Raw genomic sequence first — 16,034 nt, 5'->3', positions numbered from 1 at the left:
CGAGGAGGGCACCATGCAGTCATCTGACTATGCGGTACTGGGCGCCGGGCTGATGGGGGTGGGCATCGCCACCCACTTTATTCGCCACGGCCATGAGGTGCTGCTGTATGACCCGGATCCGCAGCGCCTGGCGGAAGCGCCGGCGGTGGCGAGCGGCATTCTGGCCGAGCTGAGCGACGTCGGGCAGTTTGATAACGATGAGCGCGACGCGGCGCTGGCGCGGCTGCGCGTGACCGGCGATCTGAACGCGGTGGCGCGCGCCCGGCTGCTTATTGAGGCGATCCCGGAACGGCTCGAGCTGAAGCATGCGCTGTATGAGCAGTTGGAAGGGCTGATCGCCGACGACGCGGTGATCGCCAGCAACACCAGCGGCCTGCCGCCGGACGAGCTGGCGGCGCGCATGACCCATCCGCAGCGCCTGCTGATCGCCCATTTCTGGCACCCGCCGCACCTGATCCCGCTGGTGGAGATCGTGCCCGGCAGCGCCACCGAACCGCGTCATCTGGCGGCGGTGCAGGCGCTGCTCGGCGAGATGGATCTTGAGGCGGTGCTGCTGGAGCGCGCCGCGCCGGGGTTTGTCGGCAACCGGCTGCAGTTTGCGGTGCTGCGCGAGGCGCTGCATATCGTCCACAGCGGCATCGCCAGCGCCGAGGTGGTGGATCAGGTGATGCGCGCCTCGCTGGGGCGGCGCTACGCCATGGTCGGCCCGCTGGAGGCCGCCGACATGACCGGGCTAGCGACGGTAGCGGACATCGCCCGCCACCTGTTCCCGGAACTGGCGACCGGCGACGAGATGATGGCGCTGGTGGAGCAGCGGCTGCAGCGCGGCGATAGCGGCCAGCGCAGCGGCCGGGGATTTTATCTGTGGGATGAAGCGCGCAGGGAACGCATTCAACGGCGACGGGCGCATCAGCTGCGCTTTGCGCTGAAACCGTAATTTCGCACGCCGTACCTGACAATAACAACGATAGCGAGGTGCCCGATGAGCGTTTTAATTGCCCTGGCAGCACTGGGATTACTGATGCTGGCCGCCTACCGCGGCTACAGCGTGATTTTGTTCGCCCCGATCGCCGCGCTGGGCGCGGTGCTGTTGACCGATCCCGGCGCGGTGGCGCCGACCTTCACCGGGCTGTTTATGGAGAAGATGGTCGGCTTCGTGAAGCTCTACTTCCCGGTGTTCCTGCTGGGGGCGGTATTCGGCAAACTGATCGAGCTGTCCGGCTTTTCCCGATCGATCGTCGCGGCGGCGATCCGCATTCTCGGCCGACGCCACGCCATTCCGGTGATTGTGCTGGTATGCGCGCTGCTGACCTACGGCGGGGTGTCGCTGTTCGTGGTGGCGTTCGCGGTCTATCCGTTCGCCGCCGAGCTGTTCCGCCAGAGCGGCATCCCCAAGCGGCTGATCCCGGCCACCGTAGCGCTCGGCGCCTTCTCCTTCACCATGGACGCCTTGCCCGGCACGCCGCAGATCCAAAACATCATCCCGACCAGCTTCTTCGGCACCAACGCCTGGGCCGCGCCCTGGCTGGGGCTGATCGGCTCGCTGTTCATCATCGCGGTCGGTTTGCTGTATCTTGAACGCCAGCGGCGCAACGCGCAGTTGAAGGGGGAGGGTTACGGCACCGAGCTGCTGAACGAACCGGAAACCCCGGACGACATCAACCTGCCTAACCCGCTGATCGCCATCTTGCCGTTGATTTTGGTCGGGGTATTCAACCTTGGCTTCACCCATTGGATCCCGCAGTGGTACGGCGCCAGCCACGATCTGACGCTGCCGGGGCTGGCCAAGCCCATCACCACCAATGTGGCGAAGATCACCGCCATCTGGGCGGTGGAAGCGGCGCTGGTGTCGGGTATTCTGCTGGTGGTGGTGTTCGGCTTTCGCAATATTCGCGGCCGGCTGGCGGAAGGCAGCAAGACGGCGGTCGGCGGCGCGATCCTGGCGGCGATGAACACCGCCTCCGAATACGGCTTCGGCGCGGTGATCGCCGCGCTGCCGGGCTTTTTGGTGCTGTCGCAGGCGCTGTCGGCGATCCCCAACCCGCTGCTGAACGAAGCGATCAGCGTCACCCTGCTGGCCGGCATCACCGGTTCGGCCTCCGGCGGCATGAGCATCGCGCTGGCGGCGATGGCCGATAACTTCGTGGCCGCCGCCCATGCGGCACACATTCCGCTGGAGGTGCTGCACCGGGTGGCCTCGATGGCCAGCGGCGGCATGGACACCTTGCCGCACAACGGCGCGGTGATCACCCTGCTGGCGATCACCGGCCTCAGCCACCGGCAGGCCTATGGCGGCATCTTCGCCATCACCCTGATCAAAAGCGCCGCGGTGCTGTTTGTGATCGGCGTGTTCTACCTGACCGGCATTGTTTAAAGGAGCGATACCATGAGTGTACAAGGCAAAACCGCGCTGGTGACCGGCTCGACCAGCGGCATCGGCCTCGGGATAGCGTCCGCGCTGGCCGCCGCCGGCGCGCGCGTGATCCTCAACGGCTTCGGCGACGTGGAGCAGGCGCAAATGCAGGTCGCGCGGCTGGGCGCCGCGCCGGGGTATCACGGCGCCGATCTCGGCGATGCGGCCCAGATAGCGGACATGATGCAGTATGCCGAGCGTGAGTTCGGCGGCGTGGACATTCTGGTGAACAACGCCGGCATTCAGCATGTGGCGCCGCTGGATCAGTTCCCGGTGGAGAAATGGAACGCCATCCTCGCCATCAACCTGTCGGCGGTATTCCACACCTGCCGATTGGCGCTGCCGGGGATGCGCGAGCGCAACTGGGGGCGCATCATCAACGTGGCGTCGGTGCACGGGCTGGTGGCGTCGAAAGACAAGTCGGCCTATGTGGCGGCCAAGCACGGCGTGGTGGGGCTGACCAAGACGCTGGCGCTGGAGACCGCGCGCACGCCCGTCACCTGCAACGCCATCTGCCCCGGCTGGGTGCTGACGCCGCTGGTGCAGCAGCAGATCGACAAACGCATTGCCGCCGGGACCGATCCGCAGCAGGCGCGCGATGAGCTGTTGGCGGAGAAGCAGCCTTCGCAAGCGTTCGTCACGCCAGAGCAACTCGGCGAGCTGGCGCTGTTCCTGTGCAGCGATGCGGCGGCGCAGGTGCGCGGCGCCGCCTGGAACATGGACGGTGGCTGGCTGGCGCAGTAGTGAGATTTTACCCGGAGCGCGCAACGCGCTCCGTCGTTATTTCCCGCCTTTAATTAATTCCCCTGCGTGACGGTTTACCTGCGGCAATAATATTTATTTGTTATTTGCTATCTTTATTTCCAGATAATCACGAAGGGTTATTTTGGGTGAAGCGTGCGGATTGGTTTATTTCGTGCTGCGATTATTACATTGTTTTTCTTTGTGTTACAGATGAACATGTTTTTGCTGAAATTAAATCCAACCTGAAATAATGGCAGGTTATGACGTGAATTTTTATATCTTGCGTGCGCTGTTCACATCGGTTAATTATTTCTGCGTGGCTTAAGACCACCGCGTTTATAACAATAATTTTTTCGGGCAGGGGTAATAATGAGAAAAAATACAACGCCAATATTCATTGGCGGCGTCTTGCTGTCGGCGTTATCCGCCGGCGCACAGGCCGAGATCACCATTCTGGATAAAAACCCGCAGAGCAATGTGTTGCTGGCGCCGCTCAGTTTAAAGGTGGGCGGCAGCATTCGCCCCGAGTGGATCTTCAATAACGGCCCGGAGCCGGGCTATGACAAAAACGGCCACGACGGCGGCACGCGTTTTCGCTTCAGCGGCGATTATGCGCTGACGCAGGACACTTCGATCATCGGCTATTACGAGTGGGGCGTCGATCTGGCGCACGCGCTCAGCTGGGACGGGCATTATAACGAAGACGGCAAGCGCGACTATCAGCGCCAACTGTACGCCGGTTTCAAGGACGATCGTTACGGCACCCTGACCTATGGCCATCAATACGGCATCTATTATTCGGTGGTCGGCATTAAAAGCGACGTCTGGGATAACGATGGCCATGCGGGCGGCACCGGCATCGGCATTTCCGGCGACTATGACGGCGGCAATAAACCGAAAAACAGCATCAAATACACCAATGATTTCGGGCCGGTCACGCTGTACGCCAACTATTTATTGCCGGAAGACGATCTGCACACCGCGGATAACCTGATTTACCGCCGCAAGGGCGGTGGCGGGCTGGGCTTTGATTACAAGGTGACGAAAGACTTCACCTTCAGCGCGGCCTACAGTTATACCGATGCGAAGATCAAAGACAATCTGTACCACGAACAGGATTATCACCAGCAGCTGTCCGGCACCGCGTTAACCTGGCAGCCGAACAACTGGTATATCGTCGGCACCGCCAGCTACTACAAAGATTATGTGCCGAGCACCCGCCAGCGCACGCTGTCGCACTTCTTCGCCGGTGACGGCTACGGGCTGGAAGGCTTCGTCGGTTACACCTTCAATATCGACAAGCCGTTCCTCAAATCCGTCCAGCCTTATGTGGCGGCGGACTCGCTGCGGCTGAAGGGAGACGAGGCGTATCACGCCAACCACGTCTATCTTGGCGCGGGCACCACCATCGGTTACGGTCTGTCGGTGTATGTGGAGCGCACGCTGGCCAACAGCAGCGACAACGAGCCGGATTCCACCTGGATAACGGTGTTCTACGACTTCTGATTTTCACCTGCTCCAAGCCGGCGCTTGCGCCGGCTTTTTCACATGGTAATTGCGCCGCCCAGGGTCTCTCCAGAGGCGTTGCGCTCCGCCAGGTAGCGCGCCGGCGGTTTGCCCACCGCCTTTCTGAACATGGTGACGAAGCCGCTGGCGCTCTCGTAGCCCAGATCCAGCGCCACCGTCTGTACGCTCTCGCCCTGCGTCAAGCGCTGCAGCGCCAGCATCACGTGCAACTGGCGCCGCCAGTGGCCGAAGCTCATGCCCATCTGCTGTTGCAGCGTGCGGCTGAGGGAGCGTTCGCTCATGCCGATGCGCTGCGCCCACTGTCCGAGGGTGGATTTGTCCGCCGGGCTGCTCAGCATGCCTTCGGTCAACTGCCGGATGCGCGCGTCGTCGGACACCGGCAGATGCAGATTCTCGATCGGCGCGGCCGCCAGCTGATCCAGCAATACCGCCGTCAGACGCCCTTCGGCACCCTGTTCGTCGTAAAGCGGCTCGAAGGTGCTGGCCTGCAGCAGCAGCTCGCGCAGCAGCGGCGAGACCGACAGCGTGCAGCAGCTTTGCGGCAGGCCGGCGGCGGCATGTTGATCGACGAACAGGCAGTAGGCCTCGGTGGAGCCGGCGCCCTGGGCGTTGTGCAATACGTTGCCCGGCATCCACAGCGCGCACTGCGGCGGCACCAGCCACAGCCCGTTTTCCACTTCGCAGCGGATCATGCCGCGCACGGTGTAGATCAGTTGCGCCTTCCGGTGGCGGTGCGGCTCGACTTCCCAATCCTGTTCGAGGGTCGACCCCTGCAGGGCAAACAGCGGGCGCGGCACTTGATCGATATCCAGACAGTGGCGGGGGATCTGTACTTTCATGAGAATAGTTCTCAATTTGGCGGAATTGAAAAGTATTATGTCCTGATTGCGCAATGCGGTCTAGCGCCGGCGCCGATAAAGTAAGCGCCAGTCCTAAACCCTTTCGCGAGGAAACTGATTATGTCATTGGATACCGCCGATTTTCCGCTGGTGTGGATGCGCCGAAACGGGCGCGATACCCAGGTCGAGCTGGCCGAATTCAGCGCGCTGCTGGCGCGCGCCGAACCTTTTGTTCTGATCACCGACCGCAGCGTCGGCGATGAAGAAGAAGAACATGACCGCGATGCTCGCACCCAGGTGGCGCTGTGGAAACGCGATAACCGCGAGGCGCTGAAGCGGTGGGTGAAAGGCATGATCATGCTGGAGCCGGACGACGCCAAACGCGCGGCGGCGGAAGAATTCGCCGAATACGGCGCCAAATTCTGGGGCTATCCGGTGCTGGTGGCCGCCAATGAAGCCGCAGGCCGGGTATTGGCGCAGACGTTATTGATCAAATAAGGGGAACACCATGCACCAGCAACAGGTGATTGAACAGCTGCTGGCCTGGATCGAGCAGAGCCTGGATCAGCCGCTGACGCTGGACGACATCGCCGCCAAGTCCGGCTACTCCAAATGGCATTTGCAGCGGATGTTCAAGCAGCATACCGGCCATATTCTCGGCACCTACGCGCGCCGCAGAAGGCTGACCGCCGCCGCGCGTGAACTGCGCCTGACCGGCACCAGCGTGGCCTGCATCGCCGATACTTACCAGTTCGATTCGCAGCAGACCTTCACCCGTTGCTTCCGCAAGCAATTCGGTCTGCCGCCGGCCAGCTATCGTCGCAGCCAGGATTGGTCGAGCTATGGCCTGCAGCCGCCGCTGCGCCTGACCGAAGCGCCATTGCCGCAGGCCGATATCGTGACGCTGCCCGCCATGCAGTTGGTGGGCCATACCCAGCGCCGCAGTTTTACCCTGGGACAACTGGCGGCCTCCAAGTGTGAGCTGCGCCGCCACGCCTGGCGGCAGTTGCTGCAGCCGCAGGCGCTGCCGGAGGTAGTATACGGCCTTACCAGTCTGGAAGTTGACCGGCGCCGCCGGGGCAGCCCGCGCATGGCCTACACCGCCGCTCTGCCGGACGAAGGGGCGCCGGGAGAGCGGGTGACTATCGAGCAGGGCGAGTATGCCCGCTTCACCTACCAGGGACAGGCGGAAGGGTTACAAAACTTTATTGTCCGGCTGTATGACACCGCCATGCCGCAGATGAACGCCATCCGCCGGCCGGGGCAGGATATCGAGCGTTTCTACCCGGCGCAGGAGGGCAGTTGCCCGCTCGGCGGCGCGGCGATCCGCTGTGAATACCTGATCCCGATACGGCGGGTGGAAGCGTTGGCCGCCGCCAGCTAGGCGGCGGTTCTCGCAAAAAATCGCCTTCGTGGCGCGTCAGGTTACAAAAAATTGCGATATTACATCGGTAATGGTTCACACTTTGATTGATGTGCACATATAATGCGCATCCGGTCCAATCCCCCTGTTTTTCAGGCCGCAGCGAGTGGCTGCCGGCTGAAACTCATCGGGGCGAAGTGGCCGTAGAAACCGATATCCCTAATCGCCAGTGGCCTTGACCAACACGAAGATGAAAATGAGCATTCGCGCGTTATTAACCCTGTTTACGGCACTGGTTGCATTCAGCCAGGCTGCCTTCGCCGTCGTTTACCCGCTGCCGCCAAAAGACAGCCGTTTGGTGGGCGAGAATATCCAAATCACCGTACCGGAAGACAGCAAACTGCCGCTGGAGAGCTTCGCCGCCCAGTATCAGATGGGGCTGAGCAACATGCTGGAGGCCAACCCGGGCGTGGATCCGTTCCTGCCGAAGGCCGGCAGCACCCTGACTATCCCGCAGCAGCTGATCCTGCCGGACGCGCCGCGTGAAGGCATCATCATCAACAGCGCCGAAATGCGTCTGTACTATTACCCGAAAGGCTCCAACACCGTGGTGGTGCTGCCGATCGGCATCGGCCAGCTGGGTAAAGACACCCCGCTGAACTGGACCACCACCGTGCAGCGCAAGAAAGACGGCCCGACCTGGACGCCGACCGCCAAGATGCGCGCCGAATACGCGGCTGACGGCGAGATCCTGCCTGCGGTGTTCCCGGCCGGCCCGGACAACCCGATGGGGCTGTATGCGCTGTATGTCGGCCGCCTGTACGCCATCCACGGCACCAACGCCAACTTCGGCATCGGCCTGCGCGTGAGCCACGGCTGCGTGCGTCTGCGCGCCGACGACATCAAGTATCTGTTCGAAAACGTGCCGGTCGGCACCCGCGTGCAGTTCATCAACGAACCGATGAAAGCCTCCGTCGAACCGGACGGCTCGCGCTACGTGGAAGTGCACAACCCGCTGTCGGCCAACGAAGAGCAGCTGCAATCGAAAGATCCGGTGCCGTTGACCATCTCCGCGCCGGTCGGCAAAGTGCTGATGGACGCCGGCGTCAACCAGAGCGAAGTGGACGCGGCGATCAAGGCCCGTTCCGGTATGCCGGTGAAAGTGAACTGATCGCCTCGGGCTCAGTGACAATGCCAAGAAGACGCCTGCGGGCGTCTTTTTTTGTGGTGTTTGGCCTGCGAACGTTGCATGGGCTTATGCAGACGCGCGGTGGGGCAGGATATCCAGTGCTAGTGCGCATGAGGCGTTTTAGGTAAACCAGGCTGGAGGACTGTCAACAACGACACGCTGTATAGTGTATGCCGCCTGTCCCCCAGTACTGGTTCGCCGCTTGCTTGGCAAGCGGCTTCGTTAATGTCAGGGAAATTGGTAGTACAACTTTCCAACGACAATATTCAATGCGGGAATATCATCAGAGGTGTTGCTGCTTTGAAGGGCTTCTATTGCACCTTCTGTCCAGTACAGTAAATCGCTGATAACAAGGGGGCTCAATATTGAAGGATCGATACTGTATACTTTTCCGATGAAAGCAGACAGTTTCAAACTGATATAGACAAATACGTTCCCATTGGGCGTGGTGATCATGTTGTCGCATTCTTTTTTAAGAATATGCAGAGCATTAACAAGCTCATCTTTTTGTTCTTTAGTCGCCATGATATTGTCCTCTTAAAGAGCCGCTACCAGAAGCGGTGTGAAGTCTTTGACAAAGTCTTTTATATATCCTAAGGCCTCCTTTAAATTTTCCTGTTGGATTTTTAGTTTTTCTTCTTTTATTTTTTTATCGATAATGTTGTCATCGATAATCGAGATTAACCCTTCATGGTACCGCTGGAAGGCCTCAATCGCCTGTTCGGCCGCGGTGGGGTTTTTGATACTTTTTTGCGTCAGGTTATTGAGCGTGATAATGTTATCGATATAGACAGCGGACTTTTCCATGTCAGAGGGTTGAGGGGATTTGGGCGTTCTTTTGTTAAAATTGTCGACGGTGAAGTTGAAAATGTCCTGTTTCATTACGTCATCATATTGCGTCTTTAGCTGATGGATATCTTGCTTAACCAACTCCATATTATCAGTCTGGTTTTTTCCTTCTTGTTTAATCAATTTGGCAATGTCGCGTCCGTTTTTTTCCTCTTCAGCGAGCCTTTGCAAGAACCCCGCCAGGTTACTGACGGACTTTTTTTGGTTATCGGTGAGGTTAGCCAGCGATTTTACCGATTCGGCTTTGGTCAATGCCTTGTCCACAAGATCGCCCACCGGGTATGTCGGATCCGCTGTGTACACCGTCAGGGCGGAGAGATAGCTGGAGAAAGCAGAGAGAATGTCCAGGTCCGGCTGGAACATCTGTAGATCCAATGGCATAAGGTTAAGTAGCATAACATTATTATTTTTGAAGTCCTGAGGCGTGGCGCAAAGAGGTGAGTTTGGATTAGGTACAGATGACTCGTTAATTCTTACTGTTATCTTTCCGTCTGTATTAAATTTGCAATTAGGTTGAGTCGCGTAGACAACAACGGCCCGTTTTTGTTGAAGCGCCAACAATACGTCAAAATATTTTTTTGATTCGCCTATAGCTTCATGCCCGGCAGAGACTGTTTCTTTAGTATGGTTGATAGTGAGTTTTCCGGAACTGCAGCTAACCAGCAATAATGTGATGGCTAGCATGGAAATGGATTTTTTTGTTTTCATGGCCTTTCTCGCTGTGGTCGTTAAATTATTAACAGTAACAATTTTTCAAGGCATTTAGGACGAGTGTTATAGCAATGGAATTTTGACCTTCAAAGACGGAACGCGCATCAAAGGAATGCTAATAAGAATGATGTATTCCAAGGTTGTTATTGTGATTTTTATTTCTTCATAGTCTGCAAATCATTATCGTGATAAGATAAGCTTTCATGGTGTTATTATTAAATCTACTGCTTATCTTGCATTATTCCAGTTGATTTATGTCTGACTTGTGCGCGTTCTAATAAATTGTGTCATTCATCGTCCTGGTATCTTTATTGTCGATATTTTATTCCAGATGTGGCGATGCTGGCAGGATAAGCTGATGGGATAATTGGGTAACGGCTCCTTTGCCTGAAGTGGTGGCATTCTGCTGTGTTGGCCTGATTGTCACTATTCTCACATTTTCGGCATGCCGGTAGCCTTGTCTATACGTCACTCTGCAATTATTCCAATAAAAACTATCGCTAATTAATAAGTTATATCTACTCCCTTATCGCCTGCCATTGAAAAAATTCTCGCAAAAAATCCGTACTGTGAAAATAAGATCACACAAGCGTAACAAAAGGTAAACAAACCCCTCCTATATTGGCTGCTTCGCTTTTGGAGGGAGTGTCATGCGTAACTGGAACGAACCGAAAAAGAACAAAGCGCACATCGAACTGATCCCGATGATCGACGTGATGATGTTTTTATTGGTGTTTTTCGTCTTGATCAGCCTGAACGTCATCCCGGCGCTCGGGCTGAAAACGCAGTTGCCGTCCGCCGGCAGCGCGCAACAGCTGAAACCGCAGAAGAAAGCGATCATCACGCTGGGGGCCGACGAACAGCTGCAGCTGGATGGCCAGCCGATCGCGCTCGACGCGTTGGTCAACACGCTGAAACAGCAGCAGCAGGCCAACCAGACCACCACCATCATCGTCAACAGCGATAAAGGCGTGGCGGTCGAGCGGCTGGTGGCGGTCATGGACAACCTGCGCCAGGGCGGCTTCTTCTCCGTCTCCATCGCGACACGGAAGCTGTGACATGTATTTGCTCTATCGCTCACGTCATCTTTTCAGCTGGTTGCCGGCGCTGATTGTCGCCGGTTGCCTGCTGTTCGCCAGCCAACAGGCGGCGCTGAAGATCCAGCCGCGCTACGACGAAAACGCCATTGAACTGGCGCTGGTGGAACCTGAACCGGCGCCGGAACCCCAACCGGAAACGCCGCCGGAACCTCAGCCCGAACCGCCGCCGCCCGAGCCGGAGCCGATCCCCGAACCTGTGGTGCCGGCGCCGGAACCGATCGTGGAAGCCAAGCCGGTGCCGAAGCCACAGCCGAAGCCCAAACCGGTGAAAGAGAAAGCCAAACCGGTAGAGAAACCCAAACCGACGCCGGCGCCTGCCGTACCGCGCGCGCTGGCCAGCAAACCGGCGGCGCAGCCTGCACCGGCCGCCCCCGCGGCGTCGAAGGTGAACGCGCAGGCGATAGAAAACGGCTACCTGCTGGCCTTGCGCCGTGAGTTGGAACAGCGCAAGCGCTACCCGAGCGGGCGGCAGGCCTCGCTCGAGCGCCCGCAGGGCAACGTCGAGGTGTGGTTGGAGGTCGATCGCAGCGGGCGGGTGCTCTCTTCCGGCATCGCCAACAAAGCCGCCAGCATGCTGCTGAATCGCGCGGCGATGAGCAGCCTGCAAAGCATCAGTTCAGTGAAGCCGTTCCCGAGCGAGGCGTTCGCCGGGCAAACAACCAAAAGATTTACCGCGACGTTCAATTATCAGGCGCCTTAGCGCAAGGGTTAATCGTTTGATTTTTATGGGATGCACACAATGAAATCGTTTAATCGTTCTGGGATCTATCTGGCGGTGATGCTGCCGGGCGCCGCGCTGGCGGCCGACGCCACCGATGTCGGCACCATCAGCGTCAAGGGGCAGTCGCTCGGCGGCGGCATGATGGTGCAGGATGACAGCGCCAAGGCGCGCTCCACCGTCACCAAAGAAGCGATGGACAAAATGCCGTCGGCGGCCAACGCCATCGATAAACTGAAATACACGCCGGGCTTGAACGTCAACAGCAACGACGCCAGCGGCCTGAGCGGCGTGGACTACACCATGCGCGGCATGAACTCGGATCAGATCGGCCTGTCGATGGACGGCATCCCGATCAATGACTCCGGCAACTACGCGGTCTACCCGAACCTGCTCGGCGATGCGGAGAACCTGGAAGAGGTGTTCGTCACCCAGGGGTCTTCCGAAGCGGACGGCCCGCACATCGGCTCCAGCGGCGGCAACATCGGCCTGGTGACGCGCCGCCCGGCGAAAGACTTCGGCGGTTTCGTCAAGCAGACGCTGGGCAGCAACAGCCTGAGCAAAACCTTCGCCCGCCTGGAAACCGGCGAGTACAACGGCTTCAGCAACTGGCTCTCCTATTCGCACACCGAGGCGAAGAAATGGCGCGGCGAGGGGCGGCTGTACTCCGACAAGTTCGAGATGAACTCGCTGTATGAAGACGGCAACGGCAACAGCAGCAATCTGGTGATGAAGTACAACCGCCAGAACAACACCAACTACAACACCCTGAGCAAGGCGCAGTTCCAAAACGACGGTCGTGACACCGATTATGTCACCTCGCCGGAGTACAACAGCAAAGGGCAGTTGAACAAGTATTACAAGATTGAACGCAACCCGTTCGAGAACTTTACGCTGTCGTTCACCCAGAAACTGCAGCTGCGCGACAACCTGTCGCTGACTCTGCAGCCCTATTACTACTGGGGCAACGGCGGCAGTTTCAACGGCCAGACGGCGTCGGTATTGTCCAGCACGTCGGACAGAGCCGGGCAGTATGACCTCAGCAACCTGCAGTCCAACACCTATTACCGCCCGTCGTGGACCCAAACCTGGCGGCCGGGCATCACCACCAAGCTGAAGTGGGACATCAACGAGCAGCACAGCCTGGACGTCGGTTATTGGTACGAGCGCGCGCGCCAGTTGCAGACTCAGCCGTTCATCAGCATCAAGGGCGACGGCAACCCGTCACAGATTTGGGGGAAACCTGGCGGTTCCGATCAGGTGAAGGACGCCAACGGCAACACCGTGCAGGGACGCAACCAGTACACCATCACCCCGGCGCAGAAAGTGTGGCTGCAGGACACCTGGTTCGCCACGCCGGACTGGACCTTCGTCGGCGGCCTGGCCTATCAGTATGTGGAGCGCAAAGGGGACAACCGCGGCAGCCTGTACAACGTGCCGGAGAAGCGCAAAGCCACCTATCACGAATTCCTGCCGAATTTCAGCGCCAGCTATAAGGTGAACCAGGAAAACCAGGTGTTCTACAACCTGACGCGCAACATGCGCACGCCGCCAAACTACGTGCTGTACAACGTCGGCGACTCGCTCAGCACCAAGCCGGAACTGAGCTGGAACCACGAGCTGGGCTGGCGTTTCCAGCAAGAGGACATGCTGCTGAGCGCCACGCTGTTCTACATGCGCTACAGCGATCGCCAAATCTCCACCACCAACGCGGCCGGCGACTACGAGATGATGAACATCGGCAACGTGGAGAACAAAGGGCTGGAGCTGGAGTGGAGCGGCCAACTGCCGCATAACTTCAACTACTACACCTCTTATACCTATACCCAATCGAAGCAGAAGAGCGACATCGTCAGCAATGGCGGGCAGCCGCTGCCGACCTCCGGCAAAGAGGTGCCGAACGTGCCGAAAAACCTGCTGAACATGACGTTGGGTTATGACGACGGGCTGTATTACGGCAGCGTCAGCGGCAAGTACGTCAGCGCGTTCTACGGCGATCTGACCAACGACGAGAAGATCGGCGGCCGCACGGTGTTCGATCTGGCGGCGGGGGTGCATCTGCCGGTGGACAAGAAAATCGTCAAAAGCGCCGCGCTGCGCTTTGGCATCAGCAACCTGTTTGACAAGGAATACCTGACCTCGGTGCGCACCACCACCTTCAACGCGGCGCCCTACGGCGGTGTGAAGGCCAGCACGCCGTATTACAACGTCGGCGAAGAACGCACCTTCAGCGTCTCGCTGGAAGCCACCTTTTAACTGAATACCCCGCTGCCTGCCGTGCGGCGGGGAAGAGGAAACCTGTATGGACGCCAATCTGTTGCACGACATTATTTTCTACGTGATGTACGCCGCGCTGGCGATTGCGCTGGTGATCATCATCGAACGCACGCTGTACTTCGCCTATACCCAGCGCCAGGCGCGCCGGCTGGAGCAGGCGCTGACGCCGGAGGTGCGCCGCGCCGCCGATTTGCCCGACGCGCTGACCCAGCGCAACAGCCTGCCGATGGCGGTGATCGCGCCGGTGCTGGCGCAGAAACACCGCGCCGGCGACCGCGAGGCGATCGGCGATCTGATCGACGCCCAGTACCTGCTGAGCAAGCCGCCGATGGCGCGCGGCCTGTGGCTGCTGGAAACCGTGGTGACCGCCGCGCCGTTGCTGGGGCTGCTGGGCACGGTGATGGGGATCATCGAAACCTTCAAGGCGCTGGCCGCCTCGGGGGTGTCCGAGCCGAGTCTGGTGTCGGCCGGCATGGGCACCGCGCTGTACGCCACCGGGCTGGGCATCGCCATCGCGCTGCTGTGCCTGGTGGCCAACAATTTTCTGCAGAGCCGCATGGAGCGCATCAACGAACTGCTGAAGGTGCTGCTGATCCGCGCCGGTCAACCGGCCAGCCGTCCGGAGAGCGGCAGCGGCGAACAATGGGTTGACAGCGGAGCGCCGCGCTATGCCTAATGGCCATCCAGCACGGCGGCCGAGAGGCCGCCTTTATACGGCATTGTGGAGCGGTTGTTTGTTGATGTTGAGCCAGAGCGCTGCGGCGCGTTTTGCTATTCCCGGTTACGAGCTGGTGTACACCGCGCCGGTGGAAACCGCGCTGCAGGCCGACGACCTGCGCAACACCGCCGAGGTGTGGCGCGAGATGTTCGACGCGGCGAAAACCCGCATCGACCTGGGGCAGTTCTACGTGGCGAATCAGGACGGTTCGCTGCTGGACGGCGTGCTGCAGCACCTGAAGGCGGCCGGCGAGCGCGGGGTGAAAATCCGCTTTTTGGTCGAAGAGAAGGGCCTTCGCATTTCTACCGCCGAAACGCTGGAACAGCTGAAGGCGATCCCCAATCTGGAGCTGCGCATCATTCCTTACCAGAAGCTGAGCGGCGGCATCCTGCACGCCAAGTATCTGCTGGTGGACGGCGAGCAGGCGTTCGTCGGCAGCCAGAACTTCGACTGGCGCGCGCTGGAACACATTCACGAAACCGGGCTGCGCATCAGCGACGCCAGGGTGGTGGGGCAGATCCAGGCGATCTTCGAACAGGACTGGCGGGCGCAGGCGCTGCTGGCGCAGGATAAGCCGGTGCCGGCGCTGCCCGACTCGCCGCCGACCGCGCCCCCGCAGGGCAACTATCTGGTGGCCAGCCCGCGCGCCTACAATCCGGCAAGGGTGATCGACTCGCAGGCCGAGCTGCCGCGCCTGCTGGCCGACGCCAAACGGCGGGTGCGGGTGCAGGTGATGGACTACGCGCCGCTGTCGTTCGGCCCGGAACGCAGCCGTCCCTTCTATGCGGTGATCGACAACGCGCTGCGCAGCGCGGCGGCGCGCGGCGTGCAGATCGAGCTGATGGTGGCAAACTGGAACACCAAAAAGCCGGATATCGCCTGGCTGAAGAGCCTGGCGCTGGTGCCGAACGTGCAGATCAAGGTGGTGACCATTCCGCCGGCCAGCAGCGGCTTCATCCCGTTTGCCCGGGTGATCCACAGCAAGCTGATGACCATTGATGATGAGATCGCCTGGGTGGGCACCAGCAACTGGACCGGCGGCTATCTGGACAACTCGCGCAATCTGGAGCTGGTGCTGCACAGCGCGGCGATGAGCGGGCGGTTGGACCAGCTGTACCAACAGCTGTGGAACAGCGTCTACGCCGAACCGTTGCGGCTGGATTACGACTACCCGACGCCCAAGCCGGGCGGCGAATCCTGATAATCAGGGCGCGGTTAACCCCCGCGCCCTGTGTTTTTTTACCGCCGCCAGCCGGCTTTCTCCAGCGCCGTCACCAGCTGTTCGGCGCTCAACCCTTCCGCCCGATGGCCGTTGCCGCTGACGGTATTGGCCGCCAGCAACGCATTGACGATCGCTTCTTCCACCGCTTCCGCCGCCGCGGCGAACAGCGCCGAAATGTAGTCGTTGTTCACCATGCGCAGCGGCGTGGTGAAATCGCCTTTATTGGCGTAGTCGGCGGGCGGCAGGCCGTCGTTGCCGGTGGCGAAGGCGATGAAAATGTCGCCGCTCGAATCCTCGGTGCCGCCGCCGGTGCGGGCGATGCCGATGCTGGCGCGCTGCGCCAGCCGCGCGCACTGGTGCGGCA

Annotated in this window: 16 protein-coding genes; 12 read left to right on the top strand and 4 right to left on the bottom strand. The window is 59.7% G+C overall.

Features of this window, described 5'->3' with window-relative positions; genetic code table 11:
* The first annotated feature begins 13 nt into the window (after positions 1 to 13).
* The 4 genes from ACTJJ6_RS21370 (at position 14) to ACTJJ6_RS21355 (ending at position 4,663) form a co-directional block, all read left to right on the top strand.
* Complete coding sequence (locus tag ACTJJ6_RS21370) at positions 14 to 937, top strand: 3-hydroxyacyl-CoA dehydrogenase family protein (RefSeq protein WP_280630969.1); 924 nt, start codon at positions 14 to 16, stop codon at positions 935 to 937.
* A gap of 45 nt (positions 938 to 982) precedes the next feature.
* Positions 983 to 2,374 carry a GntP family permease gene (locus ACTJJ6_RS21365; protein ID WP_440802794.1) on the top strand — a complete coding sequence of 464 codons (1,392 nt, stop codon included), beginning with the start codon at positions 983 to 985 and terminating at the stop codon, positions 2,372 to 2,374.
* A gap of 12 nt (positions 2,375 to 2,386) precedes the next feature.
* Positions 2,387 to 3,157, top strand: a complete 771-nt coding sequence (locus ACTJJ6_RS21360) for a 3-hydroxybutyrate dehydrogenase (protein ID WP_033638823.1) — start codon at positions 2,387 to 2,389, stop codon at positions 3,155 to 3,157.
* Between the two features lie 369 nt (positions 3,158 to 3,526).
* Positions 3,527 to 4,663 carry a porin gene (locus tag ACTJJ6_RS21355; protein ID WP_033638822.1) on the top strand — a complete coding sequence of 379 codons (1,137 nt, stop codon included), beginning with the start codon at positions 3,527 to 3,529 and terminating at the stop codon, positions 4,661 to 4,663.
* Positions 4,664 to 4,701: 38 nt separating this feature from the next.
* Here the strand turns inward: ACTJJ6_RS21355 and ACTJJ6_RS21350 are convergent, their stop codons facing one another.
* A complete protein-coding gene (locus ACTJJ6_RS21350) occupies positions 4,702 to 5,523 on the bottom strand; it encodes an AraC family transcriptional regulator (protein ID WP_004933266.1) in 822 nt (273 codons plus the stop codon).
* A gap of 120 nt (positions 5,524 to 5,643) precedes the next feature.
* Here ACTJJ6_RS21350 and ACTJJ6_RS21345 point away from each other — a divergent pair, with 120 nt between their 5' ends.
* The 3 genes from ACTJJ6_RS21345 (at position 5,644) to ACTJJ6_RS21335 (ending at position 8,057) form a co-directional block, all read left to right on the top strand.
* Positions 5,644 to 6,021: a hypothetical protein gene (locus ACTJJ6_RS21345; RefSeq protein WP_161544375.1), complete on the top strand. Its 378-nt coding sequence runs from the start codon at positions 5,644 to 5,646 to the stop codon at positions 6,019 to 6,021.
* A 10-nt stretch (positions 6,022 to 6,031) separates the two neighbouring features.
* Entirely contained in the window at positions 6,032 to 6,907 is an 876-nt protein-coding gene (locus ACTJJ6_RS21340) for a helix-turn-helix domain-containing protein (protein WP_033638820.1), read from the top strand.
* A gap of 229 nt (positions 6,908 to 7,136) precedes the next feature.
* Positions 7,137 to 8,057, top strand: coding sequence for a L,D-transpeptidase family protein (locus ACTJJ6_RS21335; RefSeq protein WP_033638819.1), 921 nt, complete (start codon positions 7,137 to 7,139; stop codon positions 8,055 to 8,057).
* A gap of 246 nt (positions 8,058 to 8,303) precedes the next feature.
* On the opposite strand, the gene ACTJJ6_RS21330 is transcribed toward ACTJJ6_RS21335, so the two are convergent.
* Positions 8,304 to 8,600 (bottom strand): hypothetical protein, encoded by a 297-nt coding sequence (locus tag ACTJJ6_RS21330; protein WP_016929218.1) that lies wholly within the window; start codon positions 8,598 to 8,600, stop codon positions 8,304 to 8,306.
* A 12-nt stretch (positions 8,601 to 8,612) separates the two neighbouring features.
* Positions 8,613 to 9,632, bottom strand: a complete 1,020-nt coding sequence (locus tag ACTJJ6_RS21325; RefSeq protein WP_337055589.1) for a hypothetical protein — start codon at positions 9,630 to 9,632, stop codon at positions 8,613 to 8,615.
* Between the two features lie 653 nt (positions 9,633 to 10,285).
* Here ACTJJ6_RS21325 and ACTJJ6_RS21320 point away from each other — a divergent pair.
* From ACTJJ6_RS21320 to ACTJJ6_RS21300, 5 genes are read left to right on the top strand one after another with little or no spacing between them, the layout of a single operon-like run.
* Positions 10,286 to 10,693 (top strand): ExbD/TolR family protein, encoded by a 408-nt coding sequence (locus tag ACTJJ6_RS21320; protein WP_004933244.1) that lies wholly within the window; start codon positions 10,286 to 10,288, stop codon positions 10,691 to 10,693.
* Position 10,694: 1 nt separating this feature from the next.
* Complete coding sequence (locus ACTJJ6_RS21315) at positions 10,695 to 11,435, top strand: energy transducer TonB family protein (protein WP_440802788.1); 741 nt, start codon at positions 10,695 to 10,697, stop codon at positions 11,433 to 11,435.
* 39 nt (positions 11,436 to 11,474) lie between these two features.
* Positions 11,475 to 13,709: a TonB-dependent receptor family protein gene (locus tag ACTJJ6_RS21310; RefSeq protein WP_016929216.1), complete on the top strand. Its 2,235-nt coding sequence runs from the start codon at positions 11,475 to 11,477 to the stop codon at positions 13,707 to 13,709.
* A gap of 46 nt (positions 13,710 to 13,755) precedes the next feature.
* Positions 13,756 to 14,406 (top strand): MotA/TolQ/ExbB proton channel family protein, encoded by a 651-nt coding sequence (locus ACTJJ6_RS21305; RefSeq protein ID WP_016929215.1) that lies wholly within the window; start codon positions 13,756 to 13,758, stop codon positions 14,404 to 14,406.
* The gene (locus ACTJJ6_RS21300; RefSeq protein ID WP_143779201.1) at positions 14,399 to 15,649 is read left to right on the top strand and encodes a phospholipase D-like domain-containing protein; all 1,251 of its coding nucleotides are present in this window, start codon (positions 14,399 to 14,401) and stop codon (positions 15,647 to 15,649) included. The genes ACTJJ6_RS21305 and ACTJJ6_RS21300 overlap by 8 nt, the downstream gene beginning before the upstream one ends.
* A 38-nt stretch (positions 15,650 to 15,687) precedes the next feature.
* Here ACTJJ6_RS21300 and ACTJJ6_RS21295 read toward each other — a convergent pair.
* Positions 15,688 to 16,034: P1 family peptidase (locus ACTJJ6_RS21295; protein WP_440827433.1), on the bottom strand; the 347-nt coding region annotated here is incomplete at its 5' end.

Origin of the sequence: Serratia sp. 22278, from assembly GCF_052045405.1 — a bacterium.
GTDB lineage: Bacteria > Pseudomonadota > Gammaproteobacteria > Enterobacterales > Enterobacteriaceae > Serratia > Serratia marcescens.
The sequence above is the reverse complement of the archived record's forward strand: the minus strand, read 5'-3'. Positions and strand labels throughout refer to the sequence as shown.

What these genes read in the sequence shown, in the direction of transcription:
- ACTJJ6_RS21370 (WP_280630969.1), top strand. Translation starts at nt 14, where the DNA reads ATGCAGTCATCTGACTATGCGGTACTGGGCGCCGGGCTGATGGGGGTG.
- ACTJJ6_RS21365 (WP_440802794.1), top strand. Translation starts at nt 983, where the DNA reads ATGAGCGTTTTAATTGCCCTGGCAGCACTGGGATTACTGATGCTGGCC.
- ACTJJ6_RS21360 (WP_033638823.1), top strand. Translation starts at nt 2,387, where the DNA reads ATGAGTGTACAAGGCAAAACCGCGCTGGTGACCGGCTCGACCAGCGGC.
- ACTJJ6_RS21355 (WP_033638822.1), top strand. Translation starts at nt 3,527, where the DNA reads ATGAGAAAAAATACAACGCCAATATTCATTGGCGGCGTCTTGCTGTCG.
- ACTJJ6_RS21350 (WP_004933266.1), bottom strand. Translation starts at nt 5,523, where the DNA reads ATGAAAGTACAGATCCCCCGCCACTGTCTGGATATCGATCAAGTGCCG.
- ACTJJ6_RS21345 (WP_161544375.1), top strand. Translation starts at nt 5,644, where the DNA reads ATGTCATTGGATACCGCCGATTTTCCGCTGGTGTGGATGCGCCGAAAC.
- ACTJJ6_RS21340 (WP_033638820.1), top strand. Translation starts at nt 6,032, where the DNA reads ATGCACCAGCAACAGGTGATTGAACAGCTGCTGGCCTGGATCGAGCAG.
- ACTJJ6_RS21335 (WP_033638819.1), top strand. Translation starts at nt 7,137, where the DNA reads ATGAAAATGAGCATTCGCGCGTTATTAACCCTGTTTACGGCACTGGTT.
- ACTJJ6_RS21330 (WP_016929218.1), bottom strand. Translation starts at nt 8,600, where the DNA reads ATGGCGACTAAAGAACAAAAAGATGAGCTTGTTAATGCTCTGCATATT.
- ACTJJ6_RS21325 (WP_337055589.1), bottom strand. Translation starts at nt 9,632, where the DNA reads ATGAAAACAAAAAAATCCATTTCCATGCTAGCCATCACATTATTGCTG.
- ACTJJ6_RS21320 (WP_004933244.1), top strand. Translation starts at nt 10,286, where the DNA reads ATGCGTAACTGGAACGAACCGAAAAAGAACAAAGCGCACATCGAACTG.
- ACTJJ6_RS21315 (WP_440802788.1), top strand. Translation starts at nt 10,695, where the DNA reads ATGTATTTGCTCTATCGCTCACGTCATCTTTTCAGCTGGTTGCCGGCG.
- ACTJJ6_RS21310 (WP_016929216.1), top strand. Translation starts at nt 11,475, where the DNA reads ATGAAATCGTTTAATCGTTCTGGGATCTATCTGGCGGTGATGCTGCCG.
- ACTJJ6_RS21305 (WP_016929215.1), top strand. Translation starts at nt 13,756, where the DNA reads ATGGACGCCAATCTGTTGCACGACATTATTTTCTACGTGATGTACGCC.
- ACTJJ6_RS21300 (WP_143779201.1), top strand. Translation starts at nt 14,399, where the DNA reads ATGCCTAATGGCCATCCAGCACGGCGGCCGAGAGGCCGCCTTTATACG.